This is a genomic window from Winogradskyella sp. HB-48 (assembly GCF_049942685.1).
GTDB lineage: Bacteria > Bacteroidota > Bacteroidia > Flavobacteriales > Flavobacteriaceae > Winogradskyella.
Genome location: NZ_CP187934.1, coordinates 3,202,475 through 3,223,055 on the forward strand (window position 1 = coordinate 3,202,475; position 20,581 = coordinate 3,223,055).

At 33.6% G+C, this 20,581-nt stretch carries 20 protein-coding genes; 17 read left to right on the forward strand and 3 right to left on the reverse strand.

Annotation, left to right across the window (positions count from 1 at the left end):
* Positions 1–74: 74 nt before the first annotated feature.
* On the forward strand, positions 75–938 hold the full coding sequence (locus ACPX19_RS14350) for a TraB/GumN family protein (protein WP_426430723.1): 864 nt from the start codon (positions 75–77) through the stop codon (positions 936–938).
* Between the two features lie 51 nt (positions 939–989).
* On the opposite strand, the gene ACPX19_RS14355 is transcribed toward ACPX19_RS14350, so the two are convergent.
* The gene (locus ACPX19_RS14355; protein ID WP_426430724.1) at positions 990–1,634 is read right to left on the reverse strand and encodes an OmpW/AlkL family protein; all 645 of its coding nucleotides are present in this window, start codon (positions 1,632–1,634) and stop codon (positions 990–992) included.
* A 333-nt stretch (positions 1,635–1,967) separates the two neighbouring features.
* Here ACPX19_RS14355 and deoC point away from each other — a divergent pair, with 333 nt between their 5' ends.
* From deoC to ACPX19_RS14395, 8 genes are all read left to right on the forward strand, one after another.
* Entirely contained in the window at positions 1,968–2,630 is a 663-nt protein-coding gene (deoC, locus tag ACPX19_RS14360) for a deoxyribose-phosphate aldolase (RefSeq protein WP_426430725.1), read from the forward strand.
* 28 nt (positions 2,631–2,658) lie between these two features.
* Positions 2,659–3,357 carry a purine-nucleoside phosphorylase gene (deoD, locus tag ACPX19_RS14365; protein WP_426430726.1) on the forward strand — a complete coding sequence of 233 codons (699 nt, stop codon included), beginning with the start codon at positions 2,659–2,661 and terminating at the stop codon, positions 3,355–3,357.
* 77 nt (positions 3,358–3,434) lie between these two features.
* Positions 3,435–4,325 carry a histidine phosphatase family protein gene (locus tag ACPX19_RS14370; protein WP_426430727.1) on the forward strand — a complete coding sequence of 297 codons (891 nt, stop codon included), beginning with the start codon at positions 3,435–3,437 and terminating at the stop codon, positions 4,323–4,325.
* A gap of 141 nt (positions 4,326–4,466) precedes the next feature.
* A complete protein-coding gene (locus ACPX19_RS14375; protein WP_426430728.1) occupies positions 4,467–5,213 on the forward strand; it encodes an SDR family NAD(P)-dependent oxidoreductase in 747 nt (248 codons plus the stop codon).
* Between the two features lie 10 nt (positions 5,214–5,223).
* Positions 5,224–6,042, forward strand: coding sequence for an SMP-30/gluconolactonase/LRE family protein (locus tag ACPX19_RS14380; RefSeq protein WP_426430729.1), 819 nt, complete (start codon positions 5,224–5,226; stop codon positions 6,040–6,042).
* A 9-nt stretch (positions 6,043–6,051) separates the two neighbouring features.
* Positions 6,052–7,311 carry a glycosyltransferase family 2 protein gene (locus ACPX19_RS14385; protein WP_426430730.1) on the forward strand — a complete coding sequence of 420 codons (1,260 nt, stop codon included), beginning with the start codon at positions 6,052–6,054 and terminating at the stop codon, positions 7,309–7,311.
* Between the two features lie 20 nt (positions 7,312–7,331).
* Positions 7,332–8,618, forward strand: coding sequence for a carbamoyl-phosphate-synthetase (locus ACPX19_RS14390; protein WP_426430731.1), 1,287 nt, complete (start codon positions 7,332–7,334; stop codon positions 8,616–8,618).
* A 29-nt stretch (positions 8,619–8,647) separates the two neighbouring features.
* Positions 8,648–9,421: an SDR family oxidoreductase gene (locus ACPX19_RS14395; protein WP_426430732.1), complete on the forward strand. Its 774-nt coding sequence runs from the start codon at positions 8,648–8,650 to the stop codon at positions 9,419–9,421.
* A gap of 61 nt (positions 9,422–9,482) precedes the next feature.
* On the opposite strand, the gene ACPX19_RS14400 is transcribed toward ACPX19_RS14395, so the two are convergent.
* Complete coding sequence (locus ACPX19_RS14400) at positions 9,483–10,238, reverse strand: DUF6503 family protein (protein WP_426430733.1); 756 nt, start codon at positions 10,236–10,238, stop codon at positions 9,483–9,485.
* Positions 10,239–10,347: 109 nt separating this feature from the next.
* Here ACPX19_RS14400 and smpB point away from each other — a divergent pair, with 109 nt between their 5' ends.
* From smpB to ACPX19_RS14420, 4 genes are all read left to right on the forward strand, one after another.
* On the forward strand, positions 10,348–10,806 hold the full coding sequence (gene smpB, locus ACPX19_RS14405) for an SsrA-binding protein SmpB (RefSeq protein WP_426430734.1): 459 nt from the start codon (positions 10,348–10,350) through the stop codon (positions 10,804–10,806).
* Between the two features lie 152 nt (positions 10,807–10,958).
* Positions 10,959–13,421 (forward strand): DUF5686 and carboxypeptidase regulatory-like domain-containing protein, encoded by a 2,463-nt coding sequence (locus ACPX19_RS14410; protein WP_426430735.1) that lies wholly within the window; start codon positions 10,959–10,961, stop codon positions 13,419–13,421.
* 81 nt (positions 13,422–13,502) lie between these two features.
* Positions 13,503–14,027 (forward strand): hypothetical protein, encoded by a 525-nt coding sequence (locus ACPX19_RS14415; RefSeq protein ID WP_426430736.1) that lies wholly within the window; start codon positions 13,503–13,505, stop codon positions 14,025–14,027.
* A gap of 31 nt (positions 14,028–14,058) precedes the next feature.
* Positions 14,059–15,903: a Xaa-Pro dipeptidyl-peptidase gene (locus ACPX19_RS14420; RefSeq protein WP_426430737.1), complete on the forward strand. Its 1,845-nt coding sequence runs from the start codon at positions 14,059–14,061 to the stop codon at positions 15,901–15,903.
* On the opposite strand, the gene ACPX19_RS14425 is transcribed toward ACPX19_RS14420, so the two are convergent.
* Positions 15,900–16,541 (reverse strand): protein-L-isoaspartate(D-aspartate) O-methyltransferase, encoded by a 642-nt coding sequence (locus tag ACPX19_RS14425; protein ID WP_426430738.1) that lies wholly within the window; start codon positions 16,539–16,541, stop codon positions 15,900–15,902. The genes ACPX19_RS14420 and ACPX19_RS14425 overlap by 4 nt on opposite strands.
* A 142-nt stretch (positions 16,542–16,683) precedes the next feature.
* Between ACPX19_RS14425 and ACPX19_RS14430 the strand changes: the two genes are divergently transcribed.
* The 4 genes from ACPX19_RS14430 (at position 16,684) to ACPX19_RS14445 (ending at position 20,581) form a co-directional block, all read left to right on the forward strand.
* Positions 16,684–17,643, forward strand: a complete 960-nt coding sequence (locus ACPX19_RS14430) for a Gfo/Idh/MocA family protein (protein WP_426432463.1) — start codon at positions 16,684–16,686, stop codon at positions 17,641–17,643.
* 133 nt (positions 17,644–17,776) lie between these two features.
* Positions 17,777–18,667: a 3-hydroxybutyryl-CoA dehydrogenase gene (locus ACPX19_RS14435; protein ID WP_426430739.1), complete on the forward strand. Its 891-nt coding sequence runs from the start codon at positions 17,777–17,779 to the stop codon at positions 18,665–18,667.
* Positions 18,668–18,693: 26 nt separating this feature from the next.
* Positions 18,694–19,932 carry a DUF1015 domain-containing protein gene (locus tag ACPX19_RS14440; protein WP_426430740.1) on the forward strand — a complete coding sequence of 413 codons (1,239 nt, stop codon included), beginning with the start codon at positions 18,694–18,696 and terminating at the stop codon, positions 19,930–19,932.
* Positions 19,922–20,581, forward strand: coding sequence for a YggS family pyridoxal phosphate-dependent enzyme (locus ACPX19_RS14445; protein WP_426430741.1), 660 nt, complete (start codon positions 19,922–19,924; stop codon positions 20,579–20,581). Before ACPX19_RS14440 ends, ACPX19_RS14445 begins: the two co-directional genes overlap by 11 nt.

Here is a 20,581-nt window from a genome sequence, read left to right on the forward strand (position 1 = left end):
TGATGTGTTGCTTTCCTTTTTGTAACAATTAACATAATAAGGCTACAAACAGATAAACTATAAATCGCTTTAGAATGAAAAGAATTTTATCCTTACTTGTCTTAATTTCAATATCTGTTTTTGCTTTAACTGCTCAAGAACTCGAAGATTCTACCCTTTGGAAAATTGAAGGTAATGGTTTGGAAAAGCCATCTTACTTATTTGGAACGATTCACATTACATGTGACGCCACATTAGAGGATGATGTAAAAAAAGCTTTGAACGAAACCACTCAAATTGTTATGGAGCTTGATATGGACGACCCAACCATGCAAAGTAAAATGATGCAAGGCATGTATCTTAAGAATGGTAAAACACTTAAGGATTTTGTTTCAGATAAAGAATATCAAACAATTGACTCCTTATTTATCAATAATATGGGTATGTCTGTAAAATTATTAGAAAACGTCAAGCCCTTTTTTCTTATGTCCATGTTTTATCCTAAGATGATTGATTGTCCAATGCAATCCTTTGAATTAGAATTAAGCAAAGTAGCATCAGAGCAAAACGAAGAGATTCTAGGTCTTGAAACTATTGAAGAGCAATTAAAAGTTTTTGATGATATTCCTTTAGAAGATCAGTATGCAGATTTAATACGCATGGCTGAAGGCAACTTAACAAAAGATAAAGCAACCTTCTCTAAAATGCTTAAAATTTATAAAGATGAAGACATTAATGCACTAATCGATATTATGAATGATGATGCCAATAGTACGATGTCAAAACACCAAGATGTTCTTTTAGAACAGCGTAATAAGAACTGGATTTCAAAAATTGGGGAATATGCCAAAGACCAACCTACATTTTTTGGTGTTGGTGCTGGTCATCTACCGGGAAAAAATGGCGTTATACAACTTCTAAGAAATGCAGGTTATACAGTTACAGCAGTACTTAATTAACAAAAAAAGAGCCTTTATAAGGCTCTTTTTTTTTCACATAATTGTTGCAATTTAAAACTTCATACCAACACCAAGACCAATTACCAAAGGATTTATATCTACATCTGCCCCAACTGTTGCTCCTAAAGCAGAAGTGGCATCAACAGTAGCATCAGTATTTATGAAAATATATTTAGCATCAAGATTCAAAAACCACTTATCATTAAGGTTATAATCTATACCGCCTTGAAATGCAAGTCCAAAACTACTATCATAATCAACATCATCAGCAACAGGCCCTTCGTCAATACCATAAAATATAGTATAATTTACACCAGCACCTAAATAGGGTTTAAAATCACCACTATAAAAATGATACTGTAGGGTTAATGTTGGAGGCAATAACCACACATGACCTAGATCTATATCTCCTGCCGCAGTTTCAACAGCCTCTACATTATGCTTAGCTGTACCTAATATTAATTCAGCCGCCCAATTCTTAGAAAAAAAGTAAGTAAAGTCTAATTCTGGAACAAAAGCCGTGCTAATGTCCACATCACCACCAATGGCCTCTATATTAGCAGATTCATTAGGAACTATACTAATTAGTCTTAATCTTACTTGCCACTTGTTATAATCTTCAGTAGCATCTGTATCTTGTGCATTTAGGTTAATTGTAAATCCTAATAATAAAATAAATAATAGTATGCTTTTCATGTTAAAATATTTTAATTTCATACAAAAATAAATGCTTAAAAATCCACAAATACTGATAAATATCATGTAAACTTAAGTTTCAGTTCGTTAATAAAAAGCACCCATCAAATTCAAGCTGTTCAATTAGAAGCAATTATAATTTAAAAGATTTTTTTCGATGAAATGCACAATTAATTTTAATTTATTTAGTGCATTTTAACGGATTTATTACTAATTTTGTCGAGCTATTTAATTCCAACCTTATTTAAGATAAATTTAAACTTGTTGTAGTTTTCCCTCTAAAACATTGGGATTACTGTAGATAATTATTAAATAAACCCTACTTATTAATACATGGAATTAAACAGATATATAGACCATACCCTATTGAGTCCCTCAGCAACTGAAACGGATATTCTTAAACTTTGTGCAGAAGCTTTAAAATATAATTTTTACTCTGTGTGTGTTAATAGTTGCTATGTACCAATTGCGAAACAGGCTTTGGGACGTTCTGATGTAAAGGTATGTACAGTGGTAGGCTTTCCACTAGGAGCCATGTCTACAGAAGCTAAGGTTTTTGAAGCCAAAAAAGCTATAGAACAAGGCGCTTCTGAAATTGATATGGTAATGAATATTGGCCGACTAAAGAGCAAAAATTATGTTGCTGTTTTAAAGGATATTAGTGATGTAAAACGTGCTATTGGTCTTACTCCTCTAAAAGTTATTTTAGAAATAAGTGAACTTTCCAAAAATGAGATTGTTAAGGCTTGTGAAATTTGTATCGATGCCAAGGCTGATTTTGTAAAGACGTCTACAGGTTTTTCTAAAAGTGGAGCTACCCTTACCGCTGTTAAAATCATGAAGAAAACTGTAAAAGACCAATTAAAGATTAAAGCTTCTGGTGGTATTAGAGATGCTGAAACCGCTCTAAAGTACATTGAAGTGGGCGTCCAAAGAATTGGTGCATCTTCAGGTGTTGCAATGATGACCAATCAAACATCAAATTCTTCGTATTAGTTTAAAACACTTTGCTTAACTTTACAGCATGAGTGTACATATTGGCGCCAAGAACGGCGATATAGCAGAAACTATTTTATTACCAGGCGATCCGCTAAGAGCTAGATGGATCGCTGAAACATTTTTTGAAAACCCAATCTGTTTTAATGAAGTTAGGGGTATGTATGGCTACACAGGAACTCATAAAGGCAAACGCATCTCTGCAATGGGAACTGGTATGGGCATTCCTAGTATTTCCATTTATGCCAATGAACTCATTAAGGACTTTGGTGTAAAAAACCTAATTAGAGTCGGTAGCGCAGGTTCTTATCAAAAGCATGTTAAAATTAGAGATGTTGTTTTAGCAATGGCTGCATCGTCTACATCTGGTGTCAACGAATTGCGTTTTGGTGGTGCAGACTATGCTCCTACAGCCGATTTTGGTTTGTTCTTAAAGGCTGTAAAAGCAGCTGAAGCAAAGAATATTTCAATCCATGCTGGTAATGTTTTATCATCAGACGAATTTTATGAAGACAATATCGAGTCCTATAAAAAGTGGTCTAAATTTGGTGTGCTTTGCGTAGAGATGGAAGCTGCTGGTCTTTACACAGTTGCCGCAAAACATAATGTTAATGCGTTAGCAATTCTAACTATTTCAGATTCTCTTGTTACAGGTGAAAAAACTACAAGCAAAGAACGTGAGACCACATTTAAGCAAATGATAGAGATTGCACTAGAATTAGCTTAAATTCATTTAACAAACTTTTAGAAGTAAAAAAGTTTTTCTAGTCTATTTTTGAGGATATTAACTTATCAATCTCAAAAATGAAATCTCTATTTGTTGCGCTATCACTTTTTTTATTCATTAACCTATCAGCACAAGAAAGCTCTGACAAAGAACAAATTGAAACTACCTTAAACAATTACATTGACGGTTTTTACCAAGGAGATACGCTTAAACTCAAAGCTGCCCTAAAACCGAGATTATATAAGTTTGGTTATTGGAAAAATAAGGATACTGGTGAATATGAATATTATGAACAGTTAACATACAAAAATGCGCTTAAAATGGCGCAAGGCTTCAAAGAAAAAGGTAGAATAACTACCGAAACAAAGATGCGTAGTGTTAAAGTATTAGAGGTAAGTAATCATATCGCTTCTGCAAAAGTTACTGGATTTTGGGGTTTGGATTATGTACTCCTTTCAAAAGATGATGGGAAATGGATGATTGAACAAGTAATTTGGGAAGGCCCTTTTGAAGAAAAGTTTAAAGAAGAGCAAAAACCAACAACATACTATCTTATTAGACATGCAGAAAAGGATGAATCAGACAAAACCAATAAAGATCCTCATCTATCAGAAGAGGGCAAAAAACGTGCAGAAAATTGGACTAAGGTTTTTAGTAACACAAAATTTGACATGATCTACTCTACCAACTACAACAGAACTAAAGAAACTGCAGAACCTACGGCCAAAGCAAACAATATAGATATAACCTTTTATGACCCTAGAAATTTTAAGCTTGATGATTTCAACAAGGAAACTAAAGGAAAAACCGTTTTAGTTGTTGGGCATAGTAATACTACACCTATGTTAACTAATGCTTTACTAAATGATAAAAAATACGATCAAATTAACGAAAGCAACAATTCCAATCTTTACATTGTAACTATTTCTGATAATACCAAGAGTTCCACACTTCTAAAAATTGAATAAAAACACACCTCTATTTAACCCATATTTTTGCGTTTTACCTATTTACCGTAAATAGTATCAATACACAGATAAAAAAATTAATTTCTAAAAATAAATAACTAGTTTTGAGAACATTAATTTGTAAGGATTGAATATCTATTTATGAAAACAGTAATGATATTAGGTGGCACCAAAGGTGTTGGAAAAGAAATACTTAAGGCCAGCTTAAAAAAAGGATATAATGTAGCTTTTTGTGGTAGAGATACTAAAGACGCTCAAAAAATTATAGAATCCTCTAATAACAAAGACAAGTTATACTTTCATAAAATTGATCTTACTTCGATTGATGGTATCGAAGACTATTGTAAAGAAACCTTAAAGCGCTTCAAAAAAATTGATGCACTAATTCTCTACGCAGGTATTACACCTGTAGCTTCATTAATTGATACTGATGAGGATACTTATGACAAGGTATTCAATGTTAACCTAAAAGCGCCATATTTTTTATTGAAGCATGTTTTAAGGTCTATGATAGAACAAAAAGGTGGTTCTGTTGTGTTCTTTGGTTCAGCTCATATGGATTATGGTCAAGAAGACCGCACAGCATATGCCTTAACAAAGGGAACATTGTATACCCTTTCTACTCATATTGCCCATCATTATGCTAAATATGGTATTAGATCTAATTATTTAGTAATGGGATGGACCAGCACAGAAGGTGAGCTTCAACTGCGAGAACAAGAAGGTATAAGCGAAGAGCAATTAAAAAGCGAAGCAAGTGAGGTCATCCCTATGGGAAGAATGCTTACGCCTAATGATCCTATACCTGCAGTAATGTATTTTATATCCGATGATTCTGCAATGACAACAGGGTCAATTATGAGAGTAACTGGCGGAGAATTTATTTAAGAAACATGTAATGACAAAACACTTAATTTACTTCTCCCAATCTGCCGATCTTTTTGAAGGTCCAATTTTCGATTCGAAACACCAGCTATTATATTTTGTTTCAATCTTAGATTGCTTGGTATATTGCTATAATCCTATTACCAAAGAAATTTTAAGCATAAAGTTAGATTCACCGACCAGTAATGTTTACCTGATTTCTAAAAAGGTGGTTCTAGTGGCTTCAAAAAATGGATTTTATGAAATAGATTTTAATACTCTGAAATCTAGTTTTAAATTTCAAATAGATATCTCCAATAATGTACGCTACAATGATGGTATAGAAGATGCAGCAGGTAGATATATTATTGGTACAATGGGTTATCCAGAAGTCATTAACGGAATTGGAAATGTGTACTCTTATAAAAATGGAGAATCTAAAATTATTATAAAGAACACAACCATTTCTAATGGTTTAGCTTTTACAGCCGATAACAAAACACTCTATTTTATTGATACACCAACTAAAAAAGTAGCTAAATACAATTATGATATTGAAACAGGAAATGTTGAGTTTGTTGATTACGTTATAGAATTTAATGGAGATGGAAGTCCTGACGGAATGTATATAGACAAAGATGGTATGCTATGGGTTGCAGAATGGGGTGGTGCTTGTGTGTCGCAATGGAATCCTACAACAGGAAATAAAATTAATGAAATAAACCTTCCATTTACTAATGTAACATCGTGTTGCTTTGATGATAAATCAAACCTATACATCACAACAGCAAAAAATGTTGAAGAGCCTAGCAATAATAATGGTAGTGGATTATTTTACGTGGAAATAAATTAAGATAATAGTATGAATTCTATAAAAATCAGTGTAATTGTCCCTATTTATGGTATAGAAAAATACTTGGCAAAATGTGTCGAAAGTCTTTTAGAGCAATCCTTTAAAGACTTTGAATTAATATTAGTTGACGATGGCAGTCCTGATAATTGTCCAGAAATATGTGATAATTATGCAAAAACGGACAGCAGAATAAAAGTCATACACAAACCCAATGGTGGTCTTTTATCAGCCAGAAAAGCTGGCCTGGAAGCCGCCAAAGGAACTCATATTGCCTACGTAGATGGTGATGATTGGGTAGACCACTTTTATCTAGACACCTTATACAAATTAGCTATAGCCAATGATGCTGATTTAGTTGTAACTGGTCATTTTAGAGAGTTTGATGGTAAAATCGAAACCATAAAACCAAAAAATCCTGGTTTTTATGATAATTCTAAAATTAAATCCGAAGTTTTACCTAAAGCCATTTTTAATGGTGAGTTTTGCGAACATGGCATGTCTACTTATGTTTGGAATAAACTATTCAAAAGAGAACTCCTCGAGAACGTTTTATACGATGTTCCTAATGATATTGTTATGGGTGAGGATGCGGCAATTACGTATTCTTACTTAGCACTTTCAAAAAGAGTAGTTGTCAGTAAAATACCACTTTATTATTATCGCCAGCGCCATGACTCTATAGTAAAGTCAGTCGAAAATCCGAAGACAGAATACTACAGACTTGGACTTTTGATGAATTTCCTTAAAACCAAACTAAGCAATGTATTAGATGAACAAAATTTAAATACCCAGATTACCTATTACCTCTATTCTCAAATTTTGGTAAGATCTGGCGGGCTTATATACAATGAACAAAATGATACTTGGTTTAATCCATTTTTAAAAACAGAAAAAGGTTCTAAAGTTGTAGTTTATAGTTCAGGATCCTTCGGTCAGCATATTTTATCTACCAATTTAAAAACCAATTATTTTAAAATCATAAAATGGATAGATGTAGATTATCACGATTTAAAAATTGGCGATAATACGGTTAATCCTATTAGCAGTATTTACAATAATGAGTTTGATTATTTAATAATAGCTACAATTAACCCTTCGATTCACAAATCATTGAAAGAAGAATTAGAATTGATGGGTATTGACCAATCTAAAATTGTTAAAACAAATACAGATCAAACAAAAATCAATAGCCTTCTAAAAGATTTAGGCTATGATGAAAATTTTATATTCAATCAAAAAGCAAATAATTCCCTCTCCCAAAAAGTTTAAAACCCTTAAAATTAACAACAATGAAGAAAATAATTATACTTGGTGGTAATCCAGAAACTGGTGTTTTAGTAGAATTTGCCAATAATATGGGATTACACACTATTGTTATAGACCCTAATCCTGATGCACCTGCTAAAAAGTTTGCTGCAGAAACCTATGATATAGATGGCTTTGATATTGATGGTATTGTGAACATTGCAAAAGAAAGACGTGTAGATGCCGTACTTGTGGGTGTTGCTGACATTTTAGTTAAACCATATAAAGAAATTTGTGACAGACTTGGCCTTCCTTGTTATGCAACAGATGGTACTATTGAAGCTTTTTGCAGCAAAGATGGATATAAACGTTATTGTGAAGAATATGATGTACTAGATATACCTGGAATCTATCTTAAAAAGGGTGAACCTATAAGAAAACCTAAAAACGTAGATCTACCATTAATGGTAAAACCCGTAGATAGTGGCGGAGGTGTTGGCATGAAAATCTGTAGAGATGAAGAAGATTATAACGAAACCGTAAAAAATGTTCTAAAATTCTCTAAGAAAGGGGTTGTCTTAGTTGAAAAATATATGGACTCTAGTTGTCACGATATGGCAGCTTATTACACTTTTAAAGATGGAGTGCCATATTTATCTGCTATATACGATAGAACATTAACCAGATTACAAGGAAATTCAAGTCCAATAGGTTTAGCAACGTTATATCCCTCAAAACTTACTAAAAAATTCGTAGAGACTGTTCATCCTAAATTATGTGAATTATTTAAAGCAACTGGCGTAAAAAATGGTGTTTTAAACGTTCAATTTTTTGTTGAAAATGGAATTTTTTACAGTTATGATCCTGGATTTAGATTACAGGGTGAAGCTCCACATATTGCTTTAGCCCACATCAACGGATTTGACCACAGAAAAATGCTTATAAATTTTGCTTTAACAGGTGTATTTGGTGATGAAAATTTTGCTGAGCAAAATGACTATATGCTACGTGGTAAAAAAGCTTGTTCTGTTTGGGTGCTTTTAAAAGCTGGCAAAATTACATCCATAAAAGGTTTAGAAGAGCTTAAAAATCATAAGAATGTAATTTTTGTAGTAGAACGATTTAAGGAAGGAGACGAAGTGTTACCTGCTATGATCGGTACAGAAAGACAAGTACTTTTCAGAATTTATACGGTTTCAGATTCAGTAGCAGAAACCAACCAAACCATTTTAGATATTCAAAACATATTAGACATTCGAGATGAAAATGGGGAAGATATGGTCTTAGAATGGACAAATTTATGGAATACGGATGAGTACAGTCATCACTAACTATAATAACCCTAATCAATCAACCAAAAATGAGTATTAATGTTTTAGAAAAATTTAGTTTAGAAAACAAAAAAGCTATTGTTGTAGGAGGAGCTGGAGACCTAGGCAAAGCAATGGTAGAGGCTTTAGCAGAAGCTGGAGCCCAAGTTGTTATCATAGATATTGATGACAGAATGTATCATTTTTGTGAGGACTTTAAAAAAGATAATCTCAATGTTGAAGCTGTTAAAGCAGACATTAGCAAAATTGAAGAGGTACAAAGCTCTTACAAAATAGCTTTAGAAATTCTTGGTGGTAAACTTGATATTTTAGTCAACTCTGCTGGTATACAACGCAGATATCCAAGTGAGCAATTTCCTGAGGAAGAATGGAGCAAGGTTATAGCCATTAACTTAGATGCAACTTTCTATTTCTGTAAATATGCTGCCAATACCATGCTCGAAAACAATGGAGGTAAGATTATAAACGTGGCTTCATTAATGAGTTTTTTAGGAGGTATAACAATACCTGCTTATGCAGCGTCAAAAGGTGGTGTTGGCCAGTTAACTAAAGCTTTATCTAATGATTTAGCTGCAAAAGGTATTTGTGTTAATGCCATTGCCCCAGGATATATGGATACACAATTAAATGCTGGTATCATTAATGACAAAAAAAGAACAGATGAGGTCTTTATGCGAGTACCTATGAAACGCTGGGGAACTGGTGAAGACTTGAAAGGACTTACTGTCTTTTTAGCCTCTTCTGCAAGCGATTATGTTACCGGAACTATTATTCCGGTTGATGGTGGTTATCTAGGTCGATAAGTGATTCTTATTTATAAAACAGAAAAGGTGTTTTTAATTATGTAGAAACACCTTTTCTGTTTTATTGATTTAATAATTCTACTTCAATATTTTTTAATTCAATTTTAGACAATAATTTTAACTTGTTTTCTTCAAAAGCCTTTCCTAAATCAAATAGTTCAACATTACGATTTTCAGTCTTATAATTATTGTAATCTACAAAGCGTAATCCATTTACAAATCGTTGGTTATAGGCTTCTCTAAAACGTAAACCAACATCATTATCCTCATTATACGAATACGCTAAATAACCTATTTTGAAATACTCTTTGTCAATCCAATACACAAAAACATCCTCATAATCTTCACCACCTCCATCAGCACTAAAAGTCACTTTTATTTTATAGTAGTCCTTTCCTTTAATTTGCTCTTCACCTAATGAAGTTTTATTTACAGCTTCGGCATTTAACCCATAAGGTAAGACCGAAAAATAGTGTACCGAATTTACAGAAGCCGAGAAATTTACTTTTAAACTATCTTCTAAAATAACACGACTATTATTTATAAAACGATCAAAATTGTTATTGGTAAGTAAATCAAAAACAGAATCATTTCCATCTTTATAAATTCGAATCAATGAAAACTGGCCTTTATCACGTCTAGCCACATAGTATTTATCCCTGAAATCGAATCGAATAACAGAATTATCAAAAGCCTTCCCCCCTGCTTTCTCAATAGATTTTGTAATGATTTCATCAGCTGTAAGATTTACAACTTGTTTTTCCTGCTTACAATTAAAGAGCATTAATCCAAAAAGAACTAAGTATAAATATTTCATGCTATTTGTTTAGTTGTTTGAAGTCGTAAAACTAATTAATAGTTTACAATAAATGTACTTCATACTTTTCTGCTTTGTTCTTGTTACTTTCTTAGTATCTTTGCCAACCATGCAAAAAAAGGTAAACATACTTAACAAAAAGGCAAAGTTTCAGTACGAAATACTAGATAAGTACACGGCTGGAATTGTTCTAACTGGCACAGAAATAAAGTCTATAAGAGCCAGTAAAGCTTCAATTGCCGAAAGTTTTTGCGAATTTAATGACCGTGGCGAACTCTTTGTCGTTAATATGACCATAGAAGAGTATGCCTTTGGCAACTACTACAACCATAAACCTAAAGCTGAGCGCAAATTATTGCTCAATAAACGCGAACTTAAAAAACTTGAAAAAGAAGTTAACATTAAAGGAAATGCTATTATTCCGCTTCGTTTATTTATTAATGATAAGGGTTTAGCAAAATTAGAAATAGCCTTAGGAAAAGGTAAAAAACTTTACGACAAGCGCGAAACCATTAAAGATCGTGACAGTAAGCGTAATCTAGACCGCATTAAGAAAAGTTTTCAATAATTTTAGGATTGTTATAACCTTTATGCAATCAATTTTAGCCTATGTTTGATACAATTGTAGGCAACCATTTTTGATTAAATTTCGTCTATAAATATAAATGCATATTTTTTGTAAGATAAATTATGTCTAGGTTTAACCATCGATCAATATTTATGAAAAAACAATTACTTCTTTTCTTATCAATAACATTTTGCACTTTAGCATCTGCTCAAATTACAGGAACCATTACCAATACCAAAGGAGAACCACTTCCCTTTGTAAACATTCTCATAGAAAACACTTACAAAGGCACGACGAGTAACGATGATGGCTACTATGAACTTTCGGTTTCAGAAACAAAAGCATACACCATCGTTTACACTTATTTAGGCTATAAGACGGTGAAGAAAACAGTAGACATTACCACCTTTCCTTTCAATATAGATATAACTTTAGAAGAAGAGTCTGTTTCTCTTAATGAGGTTGTAGTTGAATCAGAGGAAAACCCAGCCAATGCTATTATTAGGCAAACCATAGCCAAACGCAAAGAAAATCTCGAAAAAATTCAATCGTTTAAAGCAGATTTTTACTCTCGTGGATTAATCAGAATTAAAGATGCACCAGAAAAAATTTTAGGTCAGGATATTGGTGATTTGGGAGGTGGATTAGACTCAACACGAAGCGGCATCATTTATCTTTCCGAAACCATTTCGAAAATACAGTATTTAAGGCCTAATCAACTAAAGGAAAAAATAACTGCATCAAAAGTAAGCGGTGATGACAATGGCTTTAGCTTTAATAACGCACAAGATGTTTACTTTAATTTTTATAATAATGTCGTAACTTTTGGTGGGGAAAACGTCTCACCTATTGCCAACAATGCCTTTAGTTACTACCGTTATAAGTTAGAAGGTATTTTTTATGATGAACATGGCAACCTCATCAATAAAATCAATGTGATTCCTAAGCGCCAAAACGATCCTGTTTTTTCAGGCACCATTTATATTGTTGAAGATCAATGGACGCTTTATGCTATTGAATTAGATATTACAGGAACTCAAGCCAGAATTCCTGCTGCAGATATTATCTCACTTAAGCAAAGTTTTTCGTACTCTAAAAATAATGATCTATGGGCTTTAATATCTCAGAGTATCGACTTTAAATATGGTATTTTTGGGATTAAAGGAGATGGTCGCTTTACCGCAGTTTATAGTAATTATGAGTTTAACACTAACCTCAGCCAAAAAGATTTTGGTGCAGAGCTTGTCTCTTTTGAAAATGAAGCCAATAAAAAAGACTCTTTATTCTGGAAACAAATACGACCTGTCCCTCTTACTTCTGAAGAAAGTAAAGATTATATTAAAAAAGACAGTATTCAGATCGTACGCGAATCTAAAACCTACTTAGATTCTGTAGACCGAGTAAAAAACAAATTTAAGTTAGGTGATGTTTTAGGCTACACTTATAATAACTCTTATAAAAAGTATAGCCTTGGATTCGATATTCCTATCGGAGGAGTTCAGTTTAATACGGTACAAGGATTTACTACACAGTTAGATCTATTTTACACAAAGCAATTAGATGAATTTAGACGTTACTTTAATGCTAATGCAAGTATACAATATGGATTTTCGGATGATCGCCTACGTGCAACTGGGTCGTTGAGATATAAATTCAACAATACCAATAGACGTTTTCTAACCTTATCTGGCGGAATAAAGGTAGAACAGTTTAATCCTGCAAATCCTATTTCACCCATTGGTAATACCATAGCCTCTTTGTTTTTTGAGGAAAACTACATGAAACTCTATGAGCGTCGTTTTATTCAACTTAATTATTCCGAAGAACTGTTTAACGGCTTTAGTCTTTATTCTGATATTTCTTATGAAAACCGTACAGCATTGTTTAACACAACAGACCAAACGTTTTATCCAAGAGCAGATCAGGAATACATTAGCAACAATCCTATAGACCCTTCAAGTACAGATGCTCCTTTTGAAAACCATAACATTGTTAAGTTTAACATAACAGGTCAAATCAATTTTGGACAAAAGTACCTAAGTTATCCAGATAGCAAGTTCAATATTAGATCAGAGAAATATCCAACTTTAGTATTGAGTTATGAAAAAGGATTTGCTTCTACCATTGATGATTACAATTTTGACCAAATTAAAGCTAGGGTGTACCAAAGTTTTAATGTAGCGGACAAAGGTCGTTTTAGTTATAATATTAGAGCTGGCAAATTCTTTAATGCAGACAACATTGCCTTTATGGATTTTCAACACTTTAATGGCAATCAAATTAACGTCAGCAGACGTGGTAATTATACAAACGTGTTTAACAACTTAGGCTATTATGACTTAAGCACCAATAATAGCTATTTAGAAATGCATGCAGAGCACGATTTTAACGGTTTTATTTTGGGAAAAATTCCAGGTTTAAATAAATTGAATTTCAACCTTATCGTAGGTGCGCATAACTTAGCAACGCCAGACAACAACCCTTATCAAGAATTCACAATTGGTATTGATAATATTGGTTGGGGAAAATGGCGTTTCTTAAGGTTTGATTATATTCGCTCGTACCAAGGAGGATTTCAAGGAGATGCTATTTTATTTGGCTTGAAATTCTTTTAATTTTACAAAATTGTCATTTCTGCGACCTGTACTGAGCTTGTCGAAGTGAGGCAGGAATCCATAAAATTAACGACCATTAAGATGAAGAAATTACTTTTAACTCTATTTTCCATTCTTACTTTAAGTCTTTCTGCCCAAGAAGGAAAAAAAGACTACAGCAAAAATGTAGCTACGTTAGACAGCACCATTGAAACCCTATATTCTATCATTTCTGGTGATAAAGGTTTTGAACGCGATTGGGATTTATTTAAATATTTGTTTCACAATAACGCAAAGTTAATTCCAACAGGTAAGAATAGAGAAGGCAAGCAAATTGCACGCTATATGACGCCTGATGATTATATTAATAGCTCAGGAAAATGGTTGGTTGAAAACGGATTTCATGAAGTTGAAATCAACAGAGAGGTACAAACTTTTGGAAATATCACCCAAGTGTTTAGTACTTATGAATCATTTAAAAATAAAGATGATGAAAAACCTTTTATGAGAGGTATTAATAGCATTCAATTACTAAATGATGGTGAGCGTTGGTGGATTATCAATATTTACTGGATGCAAGAAACCAAAGAAAACCCAATCCCTGAGGGTTATTTACCAAAGAATTAACCTTATTTTTATTAAAAGAAAAAACAACATCATGCTAAAAACATTCAAATCCTATTCATTCTTATTAATAGCATTAGCTGTATCTACCCTAAGCTTTGCTCAAGAAACAACGGAAAAAGCTACTCCAATATTTAAAGACGGTGAAGCTCAAATAGTTGAAGCTTTTAACAATCCAGAGAAATGGGTACATCACGATCTTTGGGTAGAAACGGAGTTTGATACTGATGGTGATGGTGAGTTGGATAGAATGCATGTGTCAGTAACCAGACCAGATCAAACTGACACAGAAGGTTTAAAGCTCCCTATTATATATAACACAAGTCCTTATTTTGCTGGTGTAGCTGGTGACGTACCTGGTATTATGTGGGATGTAAAACGAGAACTTGGTGAAAAATCAAAAGAAAGAACGCATCCTGAAGTCAAAAGACGTGCTGCACCAAGACCCATGATTTCATATTCACTTATTAAAGATTGGGTGCCTCGTGGTTATATTGTAGTACACTCATCTTCACCAGGAACCGGTTATTCTGATGGAGCTCCGACGGTTGGTGGTAATAATGAATCGTTAGCTCCAAAAGCGGTTATTGATTGGTTGTGTGGTAGAGCAAAAGGTTATACAGAACGTGATGGTAAAGAAGAAATAAAAGCCTATTGGTCTACCGGAAAAGTGGGTATGACAGGTACATCTTATAATGGCACGTTACCATTAGCTGCTGCAACTACTGGTGTTGAGGGCTTAGAAGTTATCATCCCTGTTGCACCTAACACATCCTATTATCATTATTACCGTTCTAATGGTTTGGTTCGTTCTCCAGGTGGTTATCTAGGAGAAGATATCGACGTACTTTACGATTTTATTCATAGCGGAGATGAAGACAAACGAGCTTACAACAACAAGACTGTTCGAGATACTGACATGATGAACAATATGGATCGTCAGACTGGCGATTATAACAAATGGTGGGCAGCTAGAGATTACCTTAACCAAATGGATAATATGAAAGCCGCACTATTAATGTCTCATGGTTTTAATGATTGGAATGTAATGCCAGAGCATAGTTACCGAATCTATAAAGCTGCTAAAGACAAAGGGCTTCCTGCTCAAATTTATTATCATCAAAATGGTCATGGAGGTCCACCACCAATTTCTATGATGAACAAGTGGTTTACCAAATATCTTCATGGTGTAGACAATGGAGTAGAAAAAGAAGAGAACAAAGCCTATATCGTCAGGGAATATGACGATCCTTCCCAACCTACAGCATACAAGGATTATCCTAATCCAAATACTCAAGACATTGTGTTACATCTTACTGAAGGCGGTAATACAAAAGGTGGACTAACACCAGATAAACCAAAAGTCGAAATAACCGAATCTCTCATTGATGATGTTTCATTCTCTGGCACAGAGCTTGCAAAAGCACAAAATTCGAGACATAGATTACTCTATGTATCACCAAAATTACAGAAAGACATTCATATTTCTGGTATTCCAAAAGTAAGCATTAGGCTATCCAGCAGTAAACCAGCAGCAAACCTAAGTGTTTGGTTGGTATCTTTACCTTGGGATGATAATACTTCAAAAATTACTGATAATATTATAACTCGTGGTTGGGCAGATCCCAAAAATCATAAATCAATTTCTAAGGAAGAGGATTTAGTTCCAGGCAAATTCTATACAGTTAGTTTTGACTTACAACCAGACGATCAAATTATAAAAGCAGGACAACAAATTGGTCTGATGATTTTTTCTAGTGATCAGGAATTTACGATTCATCCAAAACCTGGAACAGAGTTAACAATTGAGTTACACAATACAATACTAACCCTGCCTATAGTAAAAGGCGAAGAGTATTATAGAAAATTTGTAAACTAATTCTTATCTTCTAACATAGGTACAAAACGGAATTCACCTAACTCATGCTTTTCAAACTCTTTGGGCCCTTTTCTTATGAAAAGGGTCATTATTTGTACATCATCACCTACCGGAATTACAAGTCTTCCCTCTATCGCTAATTGGCTCAACAATGATTTTGGCACAAATGGTGCACCAGCAGTTACAATGATGCCATCAAAAGGGGCTTCTTTTGGCAAGCCTTTGTAGCCATCACCAAAAATGAGTTTTTTGGCCCTATACCCTATTTTCGGCAAGAATTTAGAAGTCTTTTTAAATAGCTCTTGCTGACGTTCTATACTATAAACCTTGGCACCAAGCTCTATTAACACAGCGCACTGGTAACCACTACCTGTACCAATTTCCAAAACTTTATCCCCAGGTTTTATTTGCAGTAATTCTGTTTGAAAAGCTACAGTATAAGGCTGAGAAATCGTTTGGTCTGCTGCGATAGGAAACGCCTTATCTACATAAGCATGGTCTATAAAACCAGAGTCCATAAACAAGTGTCTAGGAACTTTACCTATAGCATTCAATACGGCTTTATCTTTGATTCCTTTACTCTCTATAGTGTCAACGAGTTGTTGACGCATACCTTTGTGCTTAAATGTATCTTTCAAATCTTAGTTTAGTTTCAGGCTAAATTACTTCAAACAATGGCAAAATGCAATTGCAATCTTCAATTATTGAATTCTCATTTTTTTAGATTTTCTTTCTTAAATATCTCGTTCAAATCAATTATTTTTGAAAAAAACAGAAAAAATGCTAAAAGCTGGTGTTTTGGGTGCTGGGCACCTAGGTAAAATACATTTAAGACTACTCAATCAGTCTAAAAAATATGAGCTGGTAGGTTTTTATGATGCCGATGCTGAAAATGCAAAACGTGTTGAAGAAGAGTTCGGTTATAAATACTTCGACTCTATCGATGCTTTAGTTGAAGCTGTGGATGTTGTAGATATTGTGACGCCTACGCTTTCGCATTACGATTGTGCAAAACAAGCCATTAAAAAAGGTAAACATATTTTTATTGAAAAACCTATTACTAATACTGTTGAAGAAGCTGAAGCCATTAGAACTTTAGTAGCAGAGCATGGTGTAAAAGGACAGGTTGGTCACGTAGAGCGTTTTAATCCTGCATTCATTGCGGTTAAGGATAAAATAGTAAACCCAATGTTTATTGAAACGCATCGTTTGGCAGAATTTAACCCACGTGGTACAGATGTTCCTGTGGTTTTAGATTTAATGATTCATGATATAGACATCATTCTAAGTGTAGTAAAATCACCCGTAAAACATGTTTCTGCTAGTGGTGTTTCTGTGGTAAGTGAAACACCAGATATTGCTAACGCACGTATAGAATTTAAAAACGGTTGTGTTGCAAACCTTACCGCAAGTCGTATTTCTTTAAAGAATATGCGTAAAACACGTTTCTTCCAAAAAGATGCTTATATCTCAGTAGATTTTCTTGAAAAGAAATGTGAGGTCGTAAAAATGAAAGATGCACCAGAGAATCCTGGCGATTTTGATATGATTTTACAAAATGCTGAAGGGGTAAAAAAGCAAATCTATTTCGACAATCCGGAAATTGCTAGTAATAATGCTATTTTAGATGAGCTCGAAACTTTTGCAGACGCGATTAACAACAACACAAAACCTATTGTAACATTGCATGATGGCACAGAGGCCTTACGTGTTGCTTCCATGATTATTAATCAGTTTTAAAAAAAAATTGAATGTCATTACGAAGAAAGTATGACTGAAGTAATCTTTCTAAACGAAATTCGATTTTAAATAAATTATTTATTAAACAGATTGCCACGACTTTAAAAGTCTCGCAATGACAATTACATTTTAAATGAAAAATATTGCAGTTATAGGAGCAGGCACCATGGGAAACGGAATTGCCCATACTTTTGCTCAATCAGGATTTAAAGTAAATCTTATAGACATTAGTGAGGCATCACTTGAAAGAGGTCTCACAACCATTTCTAGAAACCTAGACCGTATGGTAGATAAAGAGAAAATCTCTGAAAGTGATAAAAAGGCTACCTTAGAAAACATTACAACTTATACAAATACAGTTGATGGTGTAAAAAATACAGACCTAGTTGTTGAAGCAGCTACTGAAAATGTAGATTTAAAACTGAAGATTTTCAAGCAACTTGACGAAGCATGTGGTAAAGCTACCATTCTAGCAACTAATACTTCTTCTATATCGATTACACAAATTGCAGCTGCAACATCTCGTCCAGAGAAAGTTATTGGTATGCATTTTATGAATCCTGTTCCGATTATGAAATTGGTAGAGATTATTCGTGGTTATAATACAAGTGACGACGTTACAAACACCATTATGGAGTTATCAAAAACTTTAGGTAAAGTACCAACTGAGGTTAACGATTATCCTGGCTTTGTGGCCAATCGTATTTTAATGCCAATGATTAATGAGTCTATTGAAACCTTATATAATGGTGTTGCTGGCGTAGAAGAAATTGACACTGTTATGAAGTTAGGAATGGCACACCCAATGGGACCATTACAATTAGCAGATTTTATTGGTTTGGATGTATGCCTTTCTATCTTAAATGTAATGTACGACGGCTTTAAAAATCCTAAGTATGCACCTTGCCCGTTATTGGTAAATATGGTACAAGCAGGTAAATTAGGTGTAAAATCTGGTGAAGGGTTTTATGATTATTCTGAAAGTAGAAAAGCTGAAAAGGTATCTAAGCAGTTTTCTAAATAAACACTCACAGTTCTCTGTTTGCACTTATGGCAAAAATAATTCCATTTAAAGCTGTAAAACCTACAAGAGCTATTGTTGGGCTTGTGGCAGCACGTCCTTATCAAAGCTATACTATAGATGAACGTGAATCTCGAATGGATTATAACCCATACAGCTTTCTTCATATTGTAAATCCTGGTTATAAATACGATCAAGAAGTTACAGGCAAAGAGCGATACCAACTGGTAAAAAATCGTTACGAAGAATTTAAAGAAGATGGAATTTTTGTAACTGAAAAAAAGCCTTCTCTTTATGTTTATAAGATTGTAAACAGACACAAGCAAGAATTCAATGGAATTATTGCAGCTACTAGCACAGAAGACTATGAAAACGATATCATAAAAAAACACGAGGACACTATTGCCAAACGCGAACAGACGTTTAAAAACTATCTTCAAACTGTAGGATTTAATGCAGAACCAGTCCTTCTCACCTATCCTGATAATGCTGTTATTTCAGACATCATAAAAGAAACTCAAAAAGGTTACGCTGAATTTGAGTTTACAATGACCTATAGAGACACCCATTATTTATGGAAAATAGACAACGAAAAAACCATTGATAAAATTCAAGAGGAATTTAAAAAAATGGAAACCATTTACATTGCAGATGGTCATCACAGATCAGCTTCGTCGTATTTATTGTATAAAGATGAAAAAGAGAAAAACCCAAACCATAATGGTTCTGAGTCTTATAACTTTTTCATGTCGTATTTAATCCCTGAATCAGATTTGGTAATACAAGAGTTTAGCAGATTGGTAAAAGACTTAAATGGACTAACTAAAGAAGAATTTTTAATAAAACTAGACGCTGTTTATAGAATTGAAAATAGAGGTGCAATGCCTTACAGTCCTTCTAAACCACATCATTTCAGTATGTATTTAGATGGTGAATTTTATTCACTTTACTTAAGAAAAATAAATTATAAGTTTAAAACAGCACTAGACAAACTTGATGCGCAATTGCTTTACAAAACAATTTTGGAACCTATTTTAGGTATAAGTGATCTACGCAACGATAATAGAATTGAATATGTTCACGGTAGACACGAAATGATAACCATAAAAAGTAGTGTAGATAGCGGTAAATTTAAAGTTGGGTTCGGCATGTGTCCTGCAACTGTACAACAACTTAAAGAAATTGCAGACGAAGGCCTTACAATGCCACCAAAAAGCACTTATATTTTACCTAAACTTAGAAGTGGAATAACGATTTATGAGTATTAAAGACAACCTAAAAAATATAAAATTAAGCTTACCTGAAAATGTAGCCCTGGTAGCTGTCTCAAAAACCAAACCCGTAAGTGACTTAATGGAAGCTTATCATGCTGGTCAGCGCATTTTTGGCGAGAATAAAATTCAGGAAATGGTTGAGAAGTATGAGCAAATGCCAAAGGATATCCAATGGCATATGATTGGTCATGTACAGCGCAACAAAGTAAAATATATGGCTGAGTTTGTAAGTTTAATTCATGGTGTAGATAGCTTTAAACTGCTTAAAGAAATCAACAAGCAAGCTAAAAGTCATAATAGAATCATCAATTGTTTGCTTCAAATTAAAATTGCCGAAGAAGATAGTAAATTTGGAATGTCTGCTGAAGATGCCTCTACTCTACTTCAATCAGAAGAATATTTAGAATTAAAAAACGTCAAAATTGTTGGTCTAATGGGAATGGCTACGTTTACAGAAGATATGAAACAGGTTGAAGGTGAATTTAGATTTCTAAAAACAACTTTTGACCAACTCAAAACTCAGAACTCAGAACTCAAAACTTTAAGTATGGGCATGAGTGGCGACTATGAACTGGCAATAGAATGTGGTAGTAATATGATACGCGTAGGAAGTAGTATCTTTGGTGCTAGAAATTATCAATAA